The organism is Scandinavium hiltneri (assembly GCF_024764835.1).
Taxonomy (GTDB): domain Bacteria; phylum Pseudomonadota; class Gammaproteobacteria; order Enterobacterales; family Enterobacteriaceae; genus Scandinavium; species Scandinavium hiltneri.
Map to the genome: position 1 here is coordinate 84,188 of NZ_JALIGE010000072.1, position 21,731 is coordinate 105,918.

Genomic DNA, 21,731 nt, shown 5'->3' on the forward strand with positions numbered 1-21,731 from the left:
CCTGCACATTAGCCAGCGGGCGGCTTCAGACAGATTGAGGTCGAAGTTGTCCCCTGCTGTGATTACGCTGCCCTGGCGTGTTGACGCCGCTGAACACTATTTCACACCCCTCTCCGCCGCCCCCTGGGCGATGCTGCTGCACTCCGGTTTTGCCGAACACGCCCATAATCGCTTTGATATTGTGGTCGCCGACCCAGCCGTTACTCTGGAAACCAGAGGCGAAACCACGCGAATCTGTCGTCCCGACGGTGATTTCGACTCAGATGGCGACCCGCTCACACTGCTTAAACGAGCTTTAGATGACTGTAACCTGACAGTGGCCACGCATCCTGACCTGCCTTTTCAGGGCGGCGCATTAGGATTGTTTGGTTACGATCTCGGGCGACGCTTTGAAACGCTGCCAGAATGCGCGCTTAAAGATATTCACGTGCCGGATATGGCCGTGGGGATTTATCGCTGGGCGCTGATCGTCGACCATCAGCGGCAAACCGTCTCGCTGTTCAGTCATGAAAATCCGCATCAGCGTCTTGAGTGGCTTGAAGCGCAACGGGCCGCAGTCACCGAACCGTTTACCCTGACAGCTCCGTGGCGCTCAAACATGACGCGCGCACAGTACGGCGAGAAATTCCGCCAGGTGCAGGCGTATCTGCACAGCGGCGACTGTTATCAGGTCAATCTGGCCCAGCGTTTTCAGGCACGTTATTCCGGCGATGAGTGGCAGGCATTTTGTCAGCTCAATCAGGCCAATCGCGCGCCGTTCAGCGCATTCATTCGCCTGAAAGAGAGTGCGGTGCTGAGCCTGTCGCCTGAGCGTTTTATCCAGCTCGATAGGAATAACATTCAGACCCGGCCAATTAAAGGCACGCTGCCGCGACTCGCGGATCCACAACAGGATGCAGCGCAGGCCGAAAAGCTCCGCGCGTCGCCCAAAGACAGAGCGGAAAATTTAATGATAGTTGACCTGATGCGCAATGATATTGGCCGCGTGGCGGTGCCGGGTAGCGTGCGCGTGCCGGAGCTGTTCGCGGTTGAGCCCTTCCCGGCGGTGCATCACCTGGTGAGTACCATTACGGCCGAACTGCCCACCCGCCTGCACGCCACCGATTTGCTGCGCGCGGCGTTTCCCGGCGGCTCGATAACCGGTGCGCCAAAAGTACGAGCGATGGAAATCATCGACGAACTGGAACCGCATCGCCGCAATGCCTGGTGCGGCAGCATTGGCTATATCAGCCTGTGCGGCAATATGGACACCAGCATTACCATCCGCACACTCACGGCGGCGGACGGAAAGATTGTCTGTTCCGCAGGCGGAGGCGTTGTTGCCGACAGCGACGAACAGGCGGAATATCAGGAAACCTTTGATAAAGTGAACAGAATCCTGCAGCAACTGGAGCGTTAACCGATGCAGCCCCCGGACATCAATCTTGACGATTTTATCTCACGATTTCAGCTTTTACGCCCTCAACCGACGCGCGCGGCGCTGAATCAGCGGCAGGCTGCGGTGCTTATCCCCATTGTGCGTCGTGATGAACCCGGCTTGCTGCTGACCAAACGTTCCCCTCGCCTGCGTAAGCACGCCGGTCAGGTGGCGTTTCCCGGTGGCGCAGTTGACAGCAGCGATGCGTCGCTGATTGCCGCCGCGCTGCGTGAAGCGCAGGAAGAAGTGGCTATTCCTCCCTCCTCGGTTGAAATCCTCGGTATGTTGCCGCCCGTCGATAGCGTGACCGGTTTTCAGGTAACGCCGGTGGTCGGCATTATTCCGCCCGATTTGCACTATCACGCAAGTGTTGATGAAGTCGCAGCGGTGTTTGAAATGCCGCTGGCCGAAGCCCTACGCCTGGGGCGCTACCATCCGCTTGATATCCACCGCCGCGGGAATTCGCACCGCGTGTGGCTCTCCTGGTATCAGCATTATTTTGTCTGGGGAATGACCGCAGGTATTATTCGTGAGCTGGCCTTACAAATTGGCGTGAAGCCTTAGCTATACTCTGGGTTAAAGATGCTGTGCTTCACTTCACGCTATTAGTACAATCGAGGTGAAGCATTAGTTTAATTCATGTGAATAGTTAAGCTGCGTTACCAGTTCCCTCTTACACTATGCGCAGTTTTAACATCGTTATCGGAACTTTCCGGTAACCCTGTCAGGAGTGTTAGCGTGATTAGTATATTCGACATGTTCAAGGTGGGGATTGGTCCCTCTTCCTCCCATACTGTAGGCCCGATGAAGGCCGGTAAGCAGTTCGTCGATGACCTGGTCGAAAAGGGAATGATCGATGACGTGACCCGCGTGGCGGTGGACGTTTATGGTTCACTGTCATTAACCGGTAAGGGTCACCATACCGATATCGCGATCATCATGGGTCTGGCGGGCAATATGCCCGATACCGTCGATATCGACGCGATCCCGGCGTTTATCCGCGACGTACAAACTCGCGGACGTCTGCTGCTGGCGCAAGGTCGCCGCGAAGTCGATTTCCCACAGGATGACGGCATGCGTTTTCGTAGCGACAATCTGTCACTGCATGAAAACGGGATGTCCATCCATGCGTTTGCCGGTGACACCGTCATCTACAGCAAAACCTATTACTCCATCGGAGGCGGTTTTATCGTCGATGAGGAGCATTTCGGCCAGGATATGAGCGGTGACGTTAGCGTCCCGTATCCGTTCAAATCGGCGAAAGAGATGCTCGACTACTGCAAAGAAACTGGCCTGTCACTTTCCGGCATGGTGATGCAGAACGAGCTGGCACTGCACAGCAAAAAAGAGATTGAAGACTATTTTGCCAACGTCTGGCAGGCCATGCGCGCCTGTATCGATCGCGGCATGAACACCGAAGGTGTGCTGCCTGGCCCACTGCGCGTTCCGCGTCGTGCCGCTGCTTTACGCCGTATGCTGGTGAGCCAGGACAAAACCAACAGCGACCCGATGACGGTGGTGGATTGGGTGAACATGTTCGCGCTGGCGGTTAACGAAGAAAACGCTGCCGGTGGGCGTGTAGTCACTGCCCCAACCAACGGTGCCTGCGGTATCGTTCCGGCGGTGCTGGCCTATTACGATCACTTCATCGAACCGGTGAGCCCGGAAAGTTATATTCGTTACTTCCTGGCTTCCGGTGCGATTGGCGCCCTGTATAAAATGAACGCGTCGATTTCAGGTGCGGAAGTGGGCTGTCAGGGTGAAGTCGGCGTGGCCTGTTCCATGGCGGCCGCTGGTCTTGCCGAACTGCTGGGCGCAAGTCCTGAGCAGGTGTGCGTGGCAGCGGAAATCGGCATGGAGCATAACCTTGGTCTGACATGCGACCCGGTTGCCGGTCAGGTTCAGGTGCCGTGCATAGAGCGTAACGCTATCGCCTCGGTGAAGGCTATTAATGCTACGCGTATGGCAATGCGCCGTACCAGCGAGCCGCGCGTTTCTCTCGATAAAGTGATTGAAACCATGTACGAAACCGGCAAGGACATGAACGCCAAATACCGTGAAACATCGCGGGGCGGTCTGGCCATTAAAGTACAATGTGATTAATACTCTCTCGCCCATCTCCTGTTGATGGGCGATTTTTTCTTGTTCTGACCGCAATTTATCCACAGGGCACTACACTTGCTCTGTTGTCGCTAACATTCTGGTTGGCGATCGCCCGGTGAGCGTCAGTCATGCAAACAGCCCAAAATCTGATTAAGAGATACCGCCGCAAGCGGATCATCGTCTGTCTGATGGTCGCTGTTGCTACCCTCCTTTTGACCTTCGGCCTGCGATTTATTTCACAGCGCGACTTAAATCAGCAACGCATCGATGCCTACGCGATTCATGCGGTAGAAAGTCTCGATAAAATTTTAATCCCCGTGGCCGGAAAGCGGCATGAACTGATCAACCTCGTGGGCCAGCCTTGCGAAGTAGCGCATTTGCCTATTCGCAAACAGGCCGCCGCGTTGCAGACGCTACGCTCCATCGCCCTGGTTAAATCCGGGATCCTGTACTGTTCCAGCGTTTTCGGCGACAGGGATGTGGTTTTACGTCAGCACCTGTCTTCACTCCCCGCCCCTCAGCCTCAGCTGATGCTGTCCACGGACGAAACCTTGCTGAAAGGTTCGCCAATCCTGATTCAATGGTATCCCGCGTCGCAGGACGGCGAAGACGGCGTGCTGCTGACGATTAATATCGATTTACTCAGCTCGCTGCTTCTGGAGGCGCAGGAGCCTCTGATCCGACGGGTTGTTGTCTCCGTCGGGAACCGTTATTACAGTGAATCGCAGGGCATCAGCGATAACCTTCAGCTGTCTGGTGATGAAAGACTTGTCAGCCGACGTTCCGAACGTTTCCCTTTCAGCATCAGCGTCTCTACGCCGGGTGCATCCAGGCTGGCGCTGAAAGATCTGCCTTCACAAGTACCGCTGGCGGCGATCCTGACGCTGGTACTGACCGCCGTCGCGTGGATTGCCACCGCCGGACGCATGAGTTTTTCACGTGAAATCACCCTCGGTATGGCCCGCCGTGAGTTTGAGCTTTACTGTCAGCCACAGCTCGATACGCGTACGCAGCAATGCACTGGCGTTGAAATTTTATTGCGCTGGAATAACCCGCGGCTAGGGTGGATTTCACCCGAAGTGTTTATTCCGGTGGCCGAGCGGGAAAATCTTATCGCGCCGCTGACGCGTTATGTCTTCACCGAAACCATCCGTCAGATTGATTATTTCCCGGCCAGCCAGCAGTTTCATATCAGCATCAACGTTTCTTCCAGCCATTTCCTGCAGGACGCGCTGCTGCGGGATGTGAATCAGTATTGGTTCGCCGCGCTTCCACAGCAGCAACTGGTGCTGGAAATCACCGAACGGGACAATTTGCAGGGCGTGGATTATCGGCTGGTGCGCGAACTGCATCGCAAAGGCGTGCGGCTGGCCATTGACGATTTTGGAACCGGCAGCAGCACCCTTTCCTGGCTTGAACAGCTGCATCCGGACATTCTGAAAATCGATAAAACCTTCACCAACGCCATCGGCACCGATGCGGTGAATTCGACGGTGACGGATATTATTATCGCGCTGGGGCAGCGGCTGAACATTGAACTGGTGGCGGAAGGCGTGGAAACCCCGCAGCAGGCGCATTATCTGCGTCGTCACGGGGTGCATATTTTGCAGGGTTTTTTGTACGCGAAGCCGATGCCGCTGGCTGAATTTCCTCGCTGGCTGTCAGGGGGAAACCCTCCGCCAAAAGAGCATAACGGGAATGTGCTGCCCGTTATTTTATGAGGATTATTCGTCTTCGCCGTGAATCGAAGGTTGTTTCACGACCCGAACCAGGTCCACGCGATACGCATTGACTTCGACAATGGTGATATCCAGCGGTTGAACATGCAGCACGTCGCCGGCCCGCGGGATGTGTCCATTAACCGCAATCACCAGCCCGGCCACCGTGGCAATATCATCGTCATCACCGATGAGCAGGGTTTCCAGGCCCAGCGCCTGCTGTAACGCATGCAGATCGGTGGAGCCTTTCACCAGCCAGCCATCGCCATCAGCAATGATTTCCGGCGTTTCATCAGCGTCCGGGAACTCGCCTGCAATCGCTTCCAGGACGTCCAGCGGTGTCACCAGGCCCTGCACCATGCCAAACTCGTTGGTCACGATGACGAAGCTGCCACGAGCGCGACGCAGCACGCCCAGTAAATTGATTGGGTCCAGCGTTTCTGGCACCACAATCGCAGGGGAAGCTGAAGCCATCGCAGCCACGTCTTCACCGGATTCCAGCGCCACCAGCATTTCTTTGGCGCGCACGATGCCGATGATTTCATCCAGCTCTCCACGACACACCGGGAACAGGCTGTGCGGGGACGACAGCAATTGCTGGCGGATTTCATCCACGCTAAGGTTCGCATCCACCCAGCTGATTTCGCCGCGCGGGGTCATGATGCTGCGCAACGAACGCGATGCCAGGGTCAGCACGCCGTTAATCATGTAACGTTCTTCATCCGCAAACGCACCTTCGGGCACCGGGACAGCAACCGGGTTTTCAGTATCGTGCTGAACCACGTTTTGCTTGCGGCCGCCCATCAGACGCAGGATCGCATCTGCGGTACGGGCACGCAGCGGGACATTCGACTGATGGCGAATGAAGTTGCGACGGGCAATCTGGTTAAACAGCTCGATGATAATCGAGAAACCAATCGCGGCGTACAGGTAGCCTTTAGGAATATGGAAGCCAAAGCCTTCCGCGACGAGGCTCAGGCCTATCATCAGCAGGAAACTCAGACACAGTACTACCACCGTCGGATGCTGGTTGACGAAGTTGGTCAACGGTTTCGACGCCAGTAACATCACCGCCATCGCGATAACTACCGCCGCCATCATCACTGGCAGATGGTTCACCATCCCCACGGCGGTAATAACCGCATCAAGGGAGAACACGGCGTCCAGCACCACAATTTGTAGCACCACTACCCAGAAACTGGCATAGCCTTTCCCGTGACGGTCGTCATGCTGACGGTTTTCAAGCCGCTCATGCAGTTCAGTCGTCGCCTTGAACAGCAGGAAAATCCCCCCCAGCAGCATGATCAAATCACGCCCGGAGAATGCGTAGTCCATTACGCTGAATAACGGCTGCGTCAGGGTCACCATCCACGAGATAACCGACAGCAGTCCCAGACGCATAAACAGCGCCAGCGACAGGCCAATCAGACGTGCTTTATCACGTTGTTTTGGCGGCAGTTTGTCCGCAAGGATCGCGATAAATACCAGGTTATCAATACCGAGAACAATCTCAAGCACGACCAGCGTCAGTAAGCCGACCCAGATCGAAGGATCCATTAAGAGTTCCATGAGCAGCTCCTGCAAACGGCACAGTCTGTCATCGCCATGTCAAAGACGGGCGAGACTCTCTCGGAGTGATACAACAATGGGGAAGTGGCGGCAGCAAAGTGCCAAAAGTGCAAAAAGTGCCAGGGGGTGAACTGACGTCGGTGACGGTCCATACTTGGGCTATGCCCTATACTCCTGAGTAATTAAACGGGAAATAAACATATCAGAGACAAAAGCCATCTGGCAAAAATTTACGTCTCTTTGCACTTTTTAGATGATTTTTTGCGCTCCAAAATTATTCAGTGTGGATGAGTAAATTACGGATCTTCATCACATTAATTATTTTTTCACTATCTAAAATAATTCACGGAAGTTATTAGAATTCTAACTCAAACCCCTATCTGAATCGATTCGGTGAAAATCGACGGTTCATAAAACGGCAGTGGTCTTGTCGTAACGATAATAAAGGAGGTAGCAAGTGACGATTGCTATTGTAATAGGCACACATGGTTGGGCTGCAGAACAGCTGCTGAAAACAGCAGAAATGCTGTTGGGCGAGCAGGAAAACGTCGGCTGGATCGATTTCGTGCCAGGCGAGAATGCAGAAACGCTTATCGAAAAGTACAACGCACAGCTTGCGAAACTGGACACCAGTAAAGGTGTGCTATTCCTCGTCGACACATGGGGTGGTAGCCCGTTCAATGCTGCCAGCCGCATTGTCGTCGATAAAGAGCATTATGAAGTTATCGCCGGGGTCAACGTTCCGATGCTGGTCGAAACCTTCATGGGCCGTGACGATAACCCGAGCTTTGACGAACTGGTCGCAGTGGCCGTTGAAACAGGTCGTGAAGGCGTGAAAGCGCTGAAAGCGAAACCAGTTGAGAAAGCCGCGCCGGTCGCAGTGGCCGCAGCACCGAAAGCCAACGTTCCGGCAAAACCGATGGGCCCGAATGACTATATGGTTATCGGTCTTGCGCGTATCGATGACCGTTTGATTCACGGTCAGGTCGCAACACGCTGGACTAAAGAAACCAACGTTACCCGCATCATCGTCGTCAGTGACGAAGTCGCAGCAGATACCGTTCGTAAAACCCTGCTGACTCAGGTTGCACCTCCGGGCGTTACCGCGCACGTTGTCGATGTGGCAAAAATGATCCGCGTTTACAACAACCCGCAATATGCCGGTGATCGTGTGATGCTGCTGTTTACCAACCCAACGGACGTTGAACGCATCGTTGAACAAGGCGTGAAAATTACCACGGTGAATATCGGTGGTATGGCCTTCCGTCAGGGTAAAACACAGGTAAACAACGCGATTTCAGTCGACGAAAAAGATATCGAAGCCTTCAATAAACTGAATGCACGCGGTATTGAACTGGAAGCACGTAAAGTTTCTACCGACCAGAGACTGAAAATGATGGATTTGATCAGCAAAGTCGGGAAATAACCCCCACCCTGCTGCTCACTGAATTTTCACACTTAAGGCTTATGATATAGGAGAAGTACAATGGAGATTACCACTCTTCAAATTGTGCTGGTGTTCATCGTCGCGTGTATTGCGGGTATGGAATCCGTACTCGATGAATTTCAGTTCCACCGTCCGCTGATAGCTTGTACCCTGATTGGTGCAGTCCTTGGCGACATGAAAACCGGTATTATCATCGGTGGCACCCTGGAAATGATCGCCCTGGGCTGGATGAACATCGGTGCAGCCGTTGCACCTGATGCGGCACTGGCATCTATCATTTCTACCGTTCTGGTTATCGCGGGCCATCAAAGCATCGGCGCCGGTATCGCACTGGCAATCCCACTGGCAGCAGCAGGCCAGGTTCTGACTATTATCGTTCGTACTATCACCGTGGCATTCCAGCACGCGGCAGATAAGGCGGCTGATACGGGCAACCTCACGGCGCTCTCCTGGCTGCACGTTTCTTCTCTGTTCCTGCAAGCAATGCGTATCGCAATCCCAGCGGTTATCGTGGCTATCTCTGTAGGCACCAGCGAAGTACAGAGCATGCTGAACGCTATCCCTGAAGTGGTGACCGGCGGTCTGAATATCGCTGGCGGCATGATCGTAGTTGTTGGTTACGCGATGGTTATCAACATGATGCGTGCTGGCTACCTGATGCCATTCTTCTACCTTGGCTTCGTTACCGCAGCATTCACCAACTTCAACCTGGTCGCCCTGGGTGTGATTGGTGCAGTTATGGCAATTCTGTATATCCAGTTGAGCCCTAAATACAATCGTGTTGCGGGTGGCCAGGTACAGGCTGCTAACAACGATCTCGATAACCAACTGGACTAACAGGTGAGCGAAATGGTTGATATTACAAAAACAACTCAAGAGAAAAAACTCACTCAGAGCGACATCCGTGCCGTATTCCTGCGTTCTAACCTATTCCAGGGTTCATGGAACTTCGAACGTATGCAGGCGCTGGGCTTCTGCTTTTCCATGGTGCCGGCAATTAAACGCCTGTATCCGGAAAACAACGAAGCACGCCGTCAGGCGATTAAACGTCACCTGGAGTTCTTCAACACCCATCCATACGTTGCGGCTCCGGTTCTCGGCGTAACGCTGGCGATGGAAGAGCAGCGTGCTAACGGCGCAGAGATCGACGATGGTGCCATCAACGGTATCAAAGTCGGTCTGATGGGTCCGCTGGCCGGTGTCGGTGACCCAATCTTCTGGGGAACTGTACGTCCGGTATTCGCAGCCCTCGGTGCGGGTATCGCCATGAGCGGTAGCCTGCTCGGTCCACTGCTGTTCTTCATCCTGTTCAACGCCGTGCGTCTGGCAACCCGTTACTACGGTGTCGCTTACGGTTACCGCAAAGGTGTGGACATTGTTAAGGACATGGGCGGCGGCTTTCTGCAGAAATTGACAGAGGGGGCATCAATCCTCGGCCTGTTTGTCATGGGGGCCCTGGTTAACAAGTGGACGCACGTGAACATTCCGTTGGTGGTGTCGAAAATCACCGGTTCCGACGGTCAGGTTCACGTTACTACCGTGCAGACTATCCTTGACCAGCTGATGCCAGGTCTGGTGCCACTGCTGTTGACCTTCGCCTGTATGTGGCTGCTGCGTAAGAAAGTTAACCCGCTGTGGATCATCGTTGGCTTCTTCGTCATCGGTATCGCGGGTTATGCGGTTGGCCTGCTGGGCCTGTAATTACACGATTATTACTCGTATGACGCCGGGGGCTTGCCCCCGGTTTTTATTTCTGGAGGTTTAATGGCTATCACGGATTGGGTGCTGGTGCTGTTCATTGTGGCCCTGCTGGCCTATGCGATTTACGATCAATTCATCATGCCGCACCTGAACGGCCCCGTGCTGCTCGCTATCCCCCTGCTCCGCCGTGGACGTGTCGATGGGATAATCTTCGTGGGCCTGGTGGCGATTCTTATTTATCAAAACGTTAATGCCAATGGCCAATTAATAACCACATGGTTATTATGTGCGCTGGCATTAATGGGCTTATATCTGTTTTGGATCCGAACCCCAAAAATTATTTTTAAACCAGAAGGCTTTTTCTTTGCCAATGTGTGGATTGCCTGGACCCGGATTAAAGAGATGAATTTATCTGAAGATGGGGTATTGGTAATGCAATTAGAAAAACGTCGCCTTCTTGTACGCGTGCGAAATATCGACGATCTTGAACGCATCTACAAACTTGTATCGAGTTCTCAATGAGTTACAATTATAGCCGTTGCTATATATGAAGTTATTTTAAGCAAATAATTTTATAGCACTGGCTATATTTTCACGATTTTCACCTCATATTTATTAACGTTTTTATCACCCACAAATCCAAATGAAAATCGTTATCAGTTAGTGATTGATATAACGGTTTTTTGTTATTGTTTTACTTTCTCAAATTATGTTAAGGTTGCGCCCGTCGTTGGGGAGTAGCCGATTTCCTTTCCCGGAAATGTACGTGTCAACATACTCGTTGCAAAACGTGGTGCGTACGGTTTATCAGCATGATGGACAGGCGAGACCATAGACATATCACTGCTATACGTTGGAATGACGTATGTTTACTGGGGGCAGCGGTATGTCATATGGATATTTCCCCGGTCAGGACAAGCGATGAATCTCTCAGCCACTATCCTACTCGCCTTTGGTATGTCGATGGACGCTTTTGCCGTCTCGATAAGCAAAGGTGCAGCTCTGCACAAACCAAAGTTCTCTGAAGCACTGCGTACCGGTTTTATTTTTGGCGGAGTTGAAGCTATCACCCCGCTTATTGGCTGGGGCATGGGCATGCTCGCCAGCCAGTTCGTGCTCGAATGGAACCACTGGATTGCCTTCGTACTGTTAGTTTTCCTTGGCAGTCGAATGCTGATTGAAGGTTGGCGTGGGAATGAAGATAGCGAAGAAAAAGCCCCGACTCGCCACGGTTTCTGGCTACTGGTGACGACGGCAATTGCCACCAGCCTCGATGCAATGGCTGTGGGTGTGGGCCTTGCCTTCTTACAGGTGAATATCGTTTACACCGCGTTGGCTATTGGTTGCGCAACGCTAGTGATGACGACTATTGGAATGATGGTCGGCCGCTTTATAGGGCCACTGTTGGGCAAACGCGCCGAGATGCTCGGCGGTATTGTGCTGATTGCCATTGGCGTCCAGATCCTCTGGAGCCACTTCGCTGGTTAATCGTTCCGCTGCCAGACCTGAATAAGAAAATCAGTCTGGCAGTCAAATGTTTCGAGCCCCGCCAGCTTTTCCCACACTTCTGGTTTTGCGCGCCAGGCAAATGGCGTCATTTGCAGCAGTGCCACGGCTTCGCTTCCCAATAAGGTCATCGGATACGCCAGCTGTTTTTGCTCCACTTTCTCAAAACCCGGTAACGCTTCGCTGTTCGCGTCATGCAGACGAATCTCGTCGTAGATAAGCCCTTTCAGTTCCATCAGATGTCGTGGTCCTGGCGTCGCGGTGATCACCACGCCACCCGGCTTCACAACTCTTTCTAGCTCCTGCGGGTTACACGGGGCGTAAATTCGCACGACTGCATTCATGCAGGCATCGCTAAAAGGCAGACGTTGGCTGGAAGCCACGCAAAACTCCACCTGCGAATAGCGCTTCGCGCCATAACGCACGGCGGTTTTGGATACGTCCAGGCCCCAGGTGTGCTCGGCGAGCGCCGCAAAGGCGTGCGTGTAATAGCCTTCGCCACAGCCAATATCGAGAATATTTTTCGGGGAAGAATGTTTGAGAATGTCGCTGATGGCATCGCGCAGCGGCTGATAATGGCCCGCGTCAAGAAAGGCGCGACGTGCCTGCATCATTTCCGCGCTGTCACCCGGATCGCGCGACCGCTTGTGCTGCACCGGCAACAGATTAATGTACCCTTCTTTCGCCAGGTCGAACTGGTGGCGCTGTGGGCAAATGTAGCTGTTGTTGTGGCGCTCAAGCGGCGCATGACAAAGAGGACAACTCCAGGACATGATGACTCCGATATCATTGAAAGGGCGAAAGTGTAACGCTATTCGCCCTTCAGGTGAATGGATTACCGCGCGGGAGCGAGTGTGTCGTTGTGATGCGTGACGATTAAGTTCGGTGAGCCAGGAGCCAGGCCGTCTGGCATCACGTTTTCGAGACGTAAAACGTCGCCCATGATTTGGCTGAATACCGGCGCAGCAACTGCACCGCCGTAATATTTACCGTTCTCAGGATCGTTTATCACCACCACCAGCGCATATTTCGGGTTACTGGCCGGGGCGACGCCTGCAGTGTAAGCAATATATTTGTCGATATATTTGCCATCCGGACCGATTTTTTTCGCCGTCCCGGTTTTCACCGCCACGCGATAGTCATTAACTGCAGCTTTGATACCACCACCGCCAGGCAGCGCCACGCTTTCCATCATGTGCTCTACCTGATGCACAATTTCATCAGACATGACCCGATGCCCCATCACCGGTGGATCGATACGCGTAATAGACAAGGGACGAGAGATCCCGAAGCCACCGATCGTCGCGTAGACGTGTGCCAACTGAAGCGGCGTGATCATCAGACCGTAGCCAAATGAGAATGTCGCCCTGTCGAGCTTTCCCCAGGAACGACGATTCGGCAGAAAACCCTGGCTTTCACCGGTTAAGCCCAGCCCTGTAGGCTGGCCAAAGCCAAAACCTTTATAGGTATCAAGCAGACGCTGAATCGGCATCGCCAGAGAAAGATGCGACACGCCGGTGTCACTCGATTTTTGCAGAATGCCGGTGAGGCTCAGCTCAGGATAGTAGCCCACGTCACGAATGCGGTGACCATCCAGCGTGTACGGATGGGTATCGACGACGCTGTCAGGGCGAACGATACCCTGCTGCAATGCGGTCATAATGACCAGAGGTTTAACCGTTGAGCCCGGTTCGAAGGTGTCGCTGATCGCGCGGTTGCGGAAATCATCCAGCGTGGCTTTTTCACGGTTGTTTGGGTTGAAATCCGGGTAACTTGCCATCGCCAAAATTTCGCCGGTATCAATTCGAATCAACACGGACGCACCGGATTCAGCCTTATTCCAGCGCACGGCGTTGTCCAGCGCATCTTCAGTGACCGTCTGCAAACGCTCATCAATGCTGAGTTGCAGGTTATGCGCAGGGACCGCGGCCTGTTCAGTCAGGTTTTCTATGACATTCCCATGGCGGTCTTTTCGCACCAGACGCAGACCCGGTTTGCCCTGCATTTGCGCGTTAAAGCTTTTTTCAACGCCTTCAATGCCCTGGTCATCAATGTTGGTGAAGCCGATAAGATTGGCAGCAACGTGACCGGCAGGATAAAAACGGCGGGATTCTTCACGAAGATTAATGCCTGGCAGATGGAGTTTATCAATCCAGGCTGCCTGCTGAGGATCGACCTGACGCGCAAGATAAAGGAAACGGGAATGCGGATGCTGAGTGATTTTCGAAGTCAGGTCAGACAATGAAGTGTGCAATGCATTAGCCAACGCCTGCCAGCGCGCGCTGTAGCCGACGCCACCTTTCGAGAGCAATGTTTGTGGATCAACCCAGATTGCACTAACGGGTACGCTCACCGCTAACGGGCGCCCTTCTCTGTCGATGATCATCCCACGAGGAACATCGATAGGCTCTTCACGTAAAGAACGCATATCTTCTTGTTTTACCAGATTATCTGGCGAAATTATTTGTAGCCAACCTACGCGGGCCAACAACAGCCCCAGACAACAACAAATACCTAAACACACCAGGCCAAAACGGACTGGGGTGAAGTGACGGCGATGGTTTTGCACTCCGGCTCCCGATTATGATTTACAACCCAATGATTTAACGTGAAAAGGGGTCGGGATGAGTGATAAACAATGCTAATAACGATGTGGTTTTGCAACAAAGCGCGACTGCGAGGGCCTGACGGACATACTCAGAAACAAATGTAAAAAGCCTCGCTAATGCGAGGCTTTATGGCTGATGTCAAATGAGATCAGTGTATTCGAATCAGATAGCAGTTACGTTAACTGCAGCTGGGCCTTTCTGGCCGTCCTGAATTTCGAACTCAACGTTCTGGCCTTCAGCCAGAGTTTTGAAGCCGTTACCCTGGATTGCAGAGAAATGTACGAATACATCTTTGCTGCCGTCTGCAGGAGTAATGAAGCCAAAACCTTTAGACTCGTTGAACCACTTAACTTGACCTTTAATCTTTGCCATTTGCAAAATTCCTTAGAGTGTTTTCTTCGCCCGAGGGCACTTACATAGCTAAAACTGAGACATTACTGCATGAGGCACTAATATAAGGTTCGGCAGAGAAGCGGTATTCAACGACAACGTGTTTACTCAGGACTTCTTTACTGAAAATGCCACACATAGACAGAACTATACCTCGTTTAACCCAAAACGTGTTATCACATACTACGTAAATAATGGCAAGCCATTTTTAAACATGTCTCGATCGGTCGCACATAACATCGCATTAAGCGATGATCATCTGCACAATTATGCGAAGTTTCATCACTTATCCGACCATCGGCCATACCGTCACAAGCCCGTCAGACTGCGTATTTTTACGACTTTTTCACCATAGCTCAACGTGTTTACTTCTGCCAGTCTGTCTACGTGCAAACGCAACATTTTCCTATAGTTAGACATTTTTTTGCATAAATATGCTTCAATCCTGGCCACTCTAACTTATAAAACGCAGACTAATTATCAATATTAAATATTATTGATGCTGCACCGTAATAATGAAAATTTGATGACAGCGCTTCACGATGGGACAATAAAAACGTTTCGATAAATCGTGGATAACGCTTTAACGGATAACGTAAAAGAATTAAAAAATTTTTGAAGGAGAGCATGGACAAATAGCAAGATGGGTATGAGACCAAAAAGTGATAAAGCATAATAATAAGTTATAGCAATGCATTACAATATTGAGCATCCCGGCAGTCAATCTGTTCGACCACCGGGAAGGCTATCAGCGTTCCGCCACCAGGCGGATAAAATCATCATCGCTGTCCTGCGGCTCTGCCTGGACGTGTTCTGCAGGTTTCACCGGCGCTTCTTTCTCCGGTTCATTTGCTTCACACAGGCGACGCAGTAATGCATTTTGACGCTTTTGCTGATCCAGCAGCGCTTCCAGAAGTTCTATCTGTTCGTTTGCCCGCGAACTGGCGCGGTTTACGAAAAACCACAGAGCGAGCCCGATGACCAGTACCAGCAAGGAGACTGCCAGCGAGGCCAAATTCAGCATTCCGGAATTCATTAAATCAACCATTTCACCACCTCAAATTGGAGCCATCATTCTACCACTCGGCGGCATGAGGAAGGAAATCTCCTATGAGAAAATCTTTACCAGGGAATGAATTTATTGATGGTGCAAATACCGCTGAAAAATTGCACATCCTGATCGCACAACACGTTAATCATCTGAGTCCACAGTAATAGACAGGCAATCAGCAAGATAACTGCCAGGATGACCCACCGTAACTTTTTCACTCCACTCTCCGGGTAACCATATTTGTTAACAGATTAGCACGCTAACCTTAAACCGCGGCTAACTGTAATAGCGTCTCTTCATTTTAGGAATCATCGACTTGTTTCAGGGCATGAACGAACTACTCTATTGTACAGGAAGAAACAAAAACGAGGCATATGATGCGTTTTACGATTCGTGCAATTATTGTACTGGCGATTATTTGGATTGCTTTGCTTTCAACCGGCTACGGTGTGCTGATGGGCAGCACTGAAAACGTAGGCGGATTAGGATTACAGTGTAAATATCTCACTGCACGTGGTACCAGCACGGCGCAATATGTTCACACTGACAGCGGGATTATTGGCATTACTGACTGCCCTCTCCTGCGTAAAAGCACAACGGTTGTCGATAAGGGATAATCGGACACCACAAACACAGAACGCCGCTTATTGCGGCGTTTTTTTATGGACGCGTTTCTCAGAACGGATAGTCGTTGTAACCCATCTGCTCAGAAATCTTGCGCGCCGCCGTGTGCAGCATGCTGACGTACTCGTGCAGACGCTCCTCAGAGAAACGCAGAGTCGGGAAGGAGATGCTCAGCCCCGCAATCACCACGCCGAAGCGGTCAAACACCGGCACACCGATGCAACGCAGCCCCTCTTCCTGCTCTTCATTATCTTCGCCATAACCTTGCTCACGCACCACATCCAGCAGTGGTAACAGCTCTTCGGTATCGGCAATAGTCCGCTCGGTGCTGCGCTTATACTCAACGTGCTCGAGGATCTGTTTTACTTCTTCACGGTCACGCCAGGCCAACAGCACTTTACCAATTGCCGTGCTGTACAGTGGATTGCGACGCCCAATGCGTGAGTACATTCGCAGGTTATACATTGAGTCAATTTTATGGATGTAGACGATGCTGTCTTCATCCAGCGCGCCCAGGTGAATGGTTTCTTTCGTCAGACGAGAAAGTTCACGCATCTGGATATCCGCACTGCGAATGAGATCGACGTTTTGCAGCGAACGCGCACCCAGTTCAAACAGTTTCAGCGTCAAAGAGTATTTCTCTGATTCGCCTTCCTGTGCCACATAGCCCAGCGATTTCATGGTCTGTAAAAAGCGATAAACCGTGCTTTTTGACATCATTACGCGCTGTGAAAGCTCAGTTATCCCTATCTCACGCTCTTCGCCAAGCGCCTGCAAAATGCCAAAAACTTTCAACACCGAAGAGACAGAATCTGGCTGTTTATCCAAATCTGCAACTGCCATTTATCACCTCATCGCAACTGTTTTATAAAATTCAGAACTGTTTTTTATTATAATTTCACGCGCCTTCCGCCGCAATCACTCTTCTGCATCTTCGTTACAAATCTGCGACATACTGCCGAATAATCAATGCTAAAATGATTACCTGCATAATGATTTCATTAAAGACGCATTTTTCACATGGAAAAAACAGTTCCCGATGGTTTGCCGTTGCCGCAACGCTATGGTGCCATTCTGACGATCGTGCTTGGGATTTCGATGGCCGTGCTTGACGGTGCCATAGCCAACGTCGCCCTTCCCACTATTGCTACCGACCTCAACGCCTCTCCCGCCGCGTCTATCTGGATAGTTAACGCCTACCAAATCGCGATTGTTATCTCACTGCTGACCCTGGCATTTCTCGGCGATATGTTCGGCTATCGACGAATTTACAAATGCGGCCTGGTGGTTTTCACTTGTACATCGCTGGTTTGCGCGCTTTCACACTCGCTGGAAATGCTGACGCTAGCCCGCGTGGCGCAGGGTCTGGGAGGTGCTGCGTTGATGAGCGTCAACACAGCGTTGATACGCCTCATTTATCCGCAGCGCTTTCTCGGCCGTGGGATGGGAATCAACTCGTTTATTGTTGCCGTTTCCTCTGCCGCAGGGCCAACTATTGCCGCAGCCATTTTATCCGTGGCGTCCTGGCAGTGGCTGTTCCTGATTAACGTCCCGCTCGGGATCGTGGCGTTTGTTTTGGCCATGCGCTATCTGCCGTCTAACGGTGCCCGCAGCCAGGCGTCGCGTTTCGATCTGCCGAGTGCAGTCATGAACGCTTTAACCTTCGGTTTACTGATAACGGCACTCAGCAGCTTTGCCCAAGGGCAGTCTCTGCAACTGGTGCTGTGTGAAGTGGTGGCGATGCTGGTCATCGGCTTTTTCTTTGTCCGTCGCCAGTTGAAGCTGCCGGTGCCGCTACTGCCGGTTGATTTACTGCGTATTCCGCTATTTTCGCTGTCTATCTGTACCTCGATTTGTTCCTTCTGCGCTCAAATGCTGGCCCTGGTTTCACTGCCCTTCTTCCTGCAATCGGTTATGGGCCGCACTGAAGTTGAAACCGGTCTGCTACTGACGCCGTGGCCGTTGGCCACCATGGTGATGGCCCCAATTGCTGGCTATCTCATCGAAAAGGTCCACGCCGGTTTCCTCGGTGCATTAGGTTTGGCGGTAATGGCGTGCGGGCTGTTCGCGTTGGCACTCTTACCCTCTTCGCCACAGGACATCGACATTGTCTGGCGCATGATGCTGTGCGGCGCTGGTTTTGGCTTATTCCAGTCCCCGAATAATCACACCATTGTGTCGTCTGCACCGCGTAATCGCAGCGGTGGCGCAAGCGGAATGTTAGGTACGGCCCGTCTGCTGGGGCAAAGTACCGGTGCGGCACTGGTGGCGTTAATGTTTAACCTGTTTGGCACGCACGGGACGCACACGTCACTTTTACTGGCAGGATCCCTCGCGGTTATCGCCGCCATCTTCAGTGGTCTTCGCGTCACCCAACCTCGGGCAGTCCCATAATCCGTGCGTAAAAAAAGCGCCTCTGAGAGGCGCTTTGCTTTAAGGGTCGTGCTGTGAATGCGTTATTTCAGATACTCGCCGCTACGCAGCGCCTCGATACGTTTGTCCAGTGGCGGGTGCGTCATGAACAGTTCACTCATGGACTTCGCTTTGCCATTGATACAAAACGCCATCATGCTGCTGGCTTCCTGCGGTTCATAGCTGGTTTTCAGGCGCTGAAGCGCCGCAATCATTTTCTCGCGGCCAACTAGTTTGGCAGAACCGGCATCGGCGTGGAACTCACGATGACGGGAGAACCACATGGTGATGATGCTGGCGAGAATACCGAATACCAGTTCCAGCACGGTTGCTACCGCAAAGTAAATCAGCGGGTTACCGTTGCTGCTTTCACCTTCATCACGGTTGCCGCCCAGGAAACCGGCCGCAATCTGCGCAATAACACGAGAAATAAAGATAACAAAAGTGTTCACGATGCCCTGAATCAGGGTCATGGTCACCATGTCACCGTTGGCGATGTGGCTGATTTCGTGCGCGATGACTGCTTCGGCCTCGTCACGGCTCATGTTCTGCAACAGGCCCGTACTCACGGCAACCAACGACGCATCACGGCGTGCACCGGTCGCGAAGGCGTTAATATCCGGTGCGTGATACACTGCAACCTGCGGCATGGCAATACCCGCCTGGCGAGACTGCTGCGCGACGGTGTTCATCAACCAGCGCTCAGTTTCATTGCGCGGCTGTTCTATAACCTCACCACCTACCGATTTCAGCGCCATCCATTTCGACATTAATAGCGACACAATCGAGCCACCAAAACCGAAAAGCAGCGCCATGATAAGCAGGCCCGTCATGCTGCTAGACTGAATTCCTGTCAGGCTTAGCACCAGCCCAAACACGACCATAACCGCCAGGTTGGTCATCAGGAAGAGCGCGATTCGCATCATAATTTTCTTTAACCTCGTTGTAACAAAACGCACTATGCGATTACCCATATGGTATGGGTCTTACACTGATTTTCAACTATCAGAGGTCGCTAAGTCACGAGAAAAACACAACTTTACATTATGTTGTATCTCGCTGACGCACGCTTGAGGAAGGAAAAAAAACAGGCACAATTTCTTGTGCCTGTTGGGGTTATTTGCTGGCGGTTGGTGTTACCGCGGGCCGGTCTTTTTCCATATTTGCCAGGTCATTGGCGATATGGACCGTTTCATCCAGATACGGATCGGGCTCCTGGTAATCCTTCGGCAGATCGTCCAGTTTCTTCAGCGGTGGCTTGCCTTCACGTTTGTAACGATCGTTAATGCGGGCCAGGCGCGTCGCGTCGTCTTCCTCATTCTCTTTCTCACGCTGTGCGTAATTCAGTGAGGCGATATTGCGGCGCTCTTTCAACGCATTGAAACGGGCAATATCTTTGACGATGTACTGGAATTCCGGATCTTTCGCGATACGGTCATTGTGGTCTTTCAGAAGTTCTGGACCAAACGGCATCATATCGCCCGTTTTGACGTAGGTCGCAGCATTAATGCTGTCCCACGGCAGCGCGTTATCTTCAAACTTCTCACCGGTTTCCGTCTCTTCGCTGCCGGTTGGCATCATAATATCTGGCGTCACACCTTTACGCTGAGTACTGCCGCCGTTGATGCGGTAGAACTTCTGAATGGTGTACTGCACAGAACCCAGCGCTGGCCACTCTGGGCGCAGCATCTGATCGTAGATGCGGTTCAGCGAGCGGTACTGCTGCACGGTGCCTTTACCGAAGGTCGGTTCACCGACAATCAGAGCGCGGCCGTAATCCTGCATAGCCGCCGCGAAGATTTCAGATGCAGACGCACTGAAGCGGTCAACCAGCACGACGAGTGGGCCTTTGTAATAAACAACGCCGTCGGTATCGCTGTCTTCGCGTACCTTGCCGTTGTTATCACGCACCTGCACTACCGGGCCAGACGGGATAAACAGACCAGAAAGCGATACCGCTTCGGTCAGTGCTCCGCCGCCGTTGCTACGCAGATCGATAACGACGCTGGTCACGTTTTGTTTTTCCAGTTTCTGCAGCTGCACCTTCACATCATCGGTGAGGCCCACGTAGAAACCAGGAATATCCAGCACGCCAACTTTCTCTTTGCCGACGTTTTTCACCGACATCTTCACGGCGCGATCTTCGAGGCGAATGCGCTCGCGAGTCAGCGTGATGGTGCGGGTTTTTGTTCCTTTACCGGCAGGCAGAATTTCCAGGCGCACTTTGCTGCCCTTCGGCCCTTTGATCAGGGCGACAACATCATCCAGGCGCCAGCCGATAACATCAACCATCCCTTTACCGGTCTGGCCAACGCCGACGATACGATCGCCAACGCTAATGGCTTTACTCTTCGCCGCTGGACCGCCCGCCACCATGGAATTAATCACGGTATAGTCGTCGTCCATTTGCAACACAGCCCCGATACCTTCCAGAGAAAGACTCATTTCGGTGTTGAACTGCTCGGTGTTACGCGGAGAAAGGTAGTTGGTGTGCGGATCGATTTCGTGTGCAAACGCGGTCATCGCCAGAGAGAACACGTCTTCGCTGTTGGTCTGAACCAAACGACGAATCGCGAACTTGTAGCGACGGCTCAGCGTTTCACGAATTTCTTTTTCGTCTTTACCGGCAAGCTTAAGGCTCAGCTCGTCATATTTAACTTTGCCATCCCACAGCGCATTCAGCTCAGCTTCATCTTTTGGCCACGGCGATTTGGTGCGGTCAAGATTGAAGGTGTCATTGCCGGTAAAATCCATCGGACGCTCAAGCACTTTTAGCGCATATTGATAGCGCTCAAAGCGGCGTTTTTGCGCCAGGTTATAAAGATCGTAGAAAACATCCAGTTTGCCACTGCGCAGTTCGTCACCGACCTGCGATTTACGGGCATCATACTGGGTAACATCGCTGGCCAACAGTACGTTGTGGCTGTAGTCCAGGAGATTAAGGTAACGGTCGAAAATTTTCGCCGAGAACGCGTTATCCAGATCGAACTGGCGATAGTGGGAGCGGGTAAAGCGAGACGTAACACGCTCGCTTACCGTTGCATGCTGGGCCTCTTCCTTAAGAACTGGAATCTGGTCAGCACGTGTAATATCGTCCACGGCGAACGACTGGCCTGCCATTAACAGCATGCCAGCGAGCGCGGTGACCTTAAAAAAGTTGTTCATGCCAGGCCCGGCCTCCGTT

Annotated in this window: 20 protein-coding genes and 1 pseudogene; 11 read left to right on the forward strand and 10 right to left on the reverse strand. The window is 52.4% G+C overall.

From position 1 onward, the window contains the following. The first annotated feature begins 46 nt into the window (after positions 1 to 46). From pabB to pdeD, 4 genes are all read left to right on the forward strand, one after another. Complete coding sequence (gene pabB / locus MUU47_RS09240) at positions 47 to 1,399, forward strand: aminodeoxychorismate synthase component 1 (protein ID WP_258987915.1); 1,353 nt, start codon at positions 47 to 49, stop codon at positions 1,397 to 1,399. A 3-nt stretch (positions 1,400 to 1,402) separates the two neighbouring features. Beyond that, entirely contained in the window at positions 1,403 to 1,981 is a 579-nt protein-coding gene (locus MUU47_RS09245) for a CoA pyrophosphatase (protein ID WP_258987918.1), read from the forward strand. A 174-nt stretch (positions 1,982 to 2,155) separates the two neighbouring features. Next, complete coding sequence (sdaA, locus tag MUU47_RS09250) at positions 2,156 to 3,520, forward strand: L-serine ammonia-lyase (RefSeq protein WP_159776077.1); 1,365 nt, start codon at positions 2,156 to 2,158, stop codon at positions 3,518 to 3,520. 128 nt (positions 3,521 to 3,648) lie between these two features. Next, positions 3,649 to 5,241, forward strand: a complete 1,593-nt coding sequence (gene pdeD / locus MUU47_RS09255) for a cyclic di-3',5'-guanosine monophosphate phosphodiesterase PdeD (RefSeq protein ID WP_258987921.1) — start codon at positions 3,649 to 3,651, stop codon at positions 5,239 to 5,241. A gap of 3 nt (positions 5,242 to 5,244) precedes the next feature. On the opposite strand, the gene yoaE is transcribed toward pdeD, so the two are convergent. Further along, on the reverse strand, positions 5,245 to 6,807 hold the full coding sequence (gene yoaE, locus MUU47_RS09260) for a CNNM family cation transport protein YoaE (RefSeq protein WP_258987923.1): 1,563 nt from the start codon (positions 6,805 to 6,807) through the stop codon (positions 5,245 to 5,247). A 457-nt stretch (positions 6,808 to 7,264) separates the two neighbouring features. On the opposite strand from yoaE, the gene manX reads away from it, so the two are divergent. From manX to mntP, 5 genes are all read left to right on the forward strand, one after another. Next, on the forward strand, positions 7,265 to 8,233 hold the full coding sequence (gene manX, locus MUU47_RS09265; RefSeq protein ID WP_258987925.1) for a PTS mannose transporter subunit IIAB: 969 nt from the start codon (positions 7,265 to 7,267) through the stop codon (positions 8,231 to 8,233). Between the two features lie 60 nt (positions 8,234 to 8,293). Beyond that, positions 8,294 to 9,091, forward strand: a complete 798-nt coding sequence (locus tag MUU47_RS09270; protein WP_258987927.1) for a PTS mannose/fructose/sorbose transporter subunit IIC — start codon at positions 8,294 to 8,296, stop codon at positions 9,089 to 9,091. Positions 9,092 to 9,103: 12 nt separating this feature from the next. Next, positions 9,104 to 9,955, forward strand: coding sequence for a PTS mannose transporter subunit IID (locus MUU47_RS09275; protein ID WP_159755514.1), 852 nt, complete (start codon positions 9,104 to 9,106; stop codon positions 9,953 to 9,955). Between the two features lie 63 nt (positions 9,956 to 10,018). Then, positions 10,019 to 10,477, forward strand: coding sequence for a DUF986 family protein (locus MUU47_RS09280; RefSeq protein ID WP_258987929.1), 459 nt, complete (start codon positions 10,019 to 10,021; stop codon positions 10,475 to 10,477). 399 nt (positions 10,478 to 10,876) lie between these two features. Then, the gene (gene mntP / locus MUU47_RS09285; RefSeq protein WP_258987932.1) at positions 10,877 to 11,443 is read left to right on the forward strand and encodes a manganese efflux pump MntP; all 567 of its coding nucleotides are present in this window, start codon (positions 10,877 to 10,879) and stop codon (positions 11,441 to 11,443) included. Here the strand turns inward: mntP and rlmA are convergent. The 6 genes and pseudogenes from rlmA to mgrB all read right to left on the reverse strand — a co-directional run bounded on the left by rlmA (position 11,440) and on the right by mgrB (position 15,729). Beyond that, positions 11,440 to 12,234 carry a 23S rRNA (guanine(745)-N(1))-methyltransferase gene (rlmA, locus tag MUU47_RS09290; RefSeq protein WP_258987944.1) on the reverse strand — a complete coding sequence of 265 codons (795 nt, stop codon included), beginning with the start codon at positions 12,232 to 12,234 and terminating at the stop codon, positions 11,440 to 11,442. The two genes, mntP and rlmA, sit on opposite strands and share 4 nt — an antisense overlap. Before the next feature lie 62 nt (positions 12,235 to 12,296). After that, on the reverse strand, positions 12,297 to 14,030 hold the full coding sequence (gene ftsI2 / locus MUU47_RS09295) for a peptidoglycan DD-transpeptidase FtsI2/PBP3(PARA) (RefSeq protein ID WP_159776091.1): 1,734 nt from the start codon (positions 14,028 to 14,030) through the stop codon (positions 12,297 to 12,299). Positions 14,031 to 14,232: 202 nt separating this feature from the next. Beyond that, positions 14,233 to 14,442 carry a transcription antiterminator/RNA stability regulator CspE gene (cspE, locus tag MUU47_RS09300; RefSeq protein ID WP_001062678.1) on the reverse strand — a complete coding sequence of 70 codons (210 nt, stop codon included), beginning with the start codon at positions 14,440 to 14,442 and terminating at the stop codon, positions 14,233 to 14,235. A gap of 12 nt (positions 14,443 to 14,454) precedes the next feature. Further along, positions 14,455 to 14,599, reverse strand: a pseudogene (locus MUU47_RS09305) (DUF2627 domain-containing protein). Between the two features lie 609 nt (positions 14,600 to 15,208). Next, a complete protein-coding gene (locus tag MUU47_RS09310; RefSeq protein ID WP_258987947.1) occupies positions 15,209 to 15,508 on the reverse strand; it encodes a YebO family protein in 300 nt (99 codons plus the stop codon). Positions 15,509 to 15,582: 74 nt separating this feature from the next. Further along, entirely contained in the window at positions 15,583 to 15,729 is a 147-nt protein-coding gene (gene mgrB / locus MUU47_RS09315; protein WP_110512227.1) for a PhoP/PhoQ regulatory lipoprotein MgrB, read from the reverse strand. Positions 15,730 to 15,888: 159 nt separating this feature from the next. Here mgrB and MUU47_RS09320 point away from each other — a divergent pair, with 159 nt between their 5' ends. Next, positions 15,889 to 16,128, forward strand: a complete 240-nt coding sequence (locus MUU47_RS09320; protein ID WP_125355144.1) for a YobH family protein — start codon at positions 15,889 to 15,891, stop codon at positions 16,126 to 16,128. A gap of 58 nt (positions 16,129 to 16,186) precedes the next feature. Here the strand turns inward: MUU47_RS09320 and kdgR are convergent, their stop codons facing one another. Then, entirely contained in the window at positions 16,187 to 16,978 is a 792-nt protein-coding gene (gene kdgR, locus MUU47_RS09325; protein ID WP_159776095.1) for a DNA-binding transcriptional regulator KdgR, read from the reverse strand. 177 nt (positions 16,979 to 17,155) lie between these two features. Between kdgR and MUU47_RS09330 the strand changes: the two genes are divergently transcribed. After that, the gene (locus MUU47_RS09330) at positions 17,156 to 18,529 is read left to right on the forward strand and encodes an MFS transporter (RefSeq protein ID WP_258987950.1); all 1,374 of its coding nucleotides are present in this window, start codon (positions 17,156 to 17,158) and stop codon (positions 18,527 to 18,529) included. A gap of 62 nt (positions 18,530 to 18,591) precedes the next feature. On the opposite strand, the gene htpX is transcribed toward MUU47_RS09330, so the two are convergent. Together htpX and prc are read right to left on the reverse strand one after the other, a co-directional pair. Next, complete coding sequence (gene htpX / locus MUU47_RS09335; protein WP_125353820.1) at positions 18,592 to 19,473, reverse strand: protease HtpX; 882 nt, start codon at positions 19,471 to 19,473, stop codon at positions 18,592 to 18,594. Between the two features lie 190 nt (positions 19,474 to 19,663). Then, complete coding sequence (gene prc, locus MUU47_RS09340) at positions 19,664 to 21,712, reverse strand: carboxy terminal-processing peptidase (protein WP_258987952.1); 2,049 nt, start codon at positions 21,710 to 21,712, stop codon at positions 19,664 to 19,666. Positions 21,713 to 21,731: the final 19 nt, after the last annotated feature.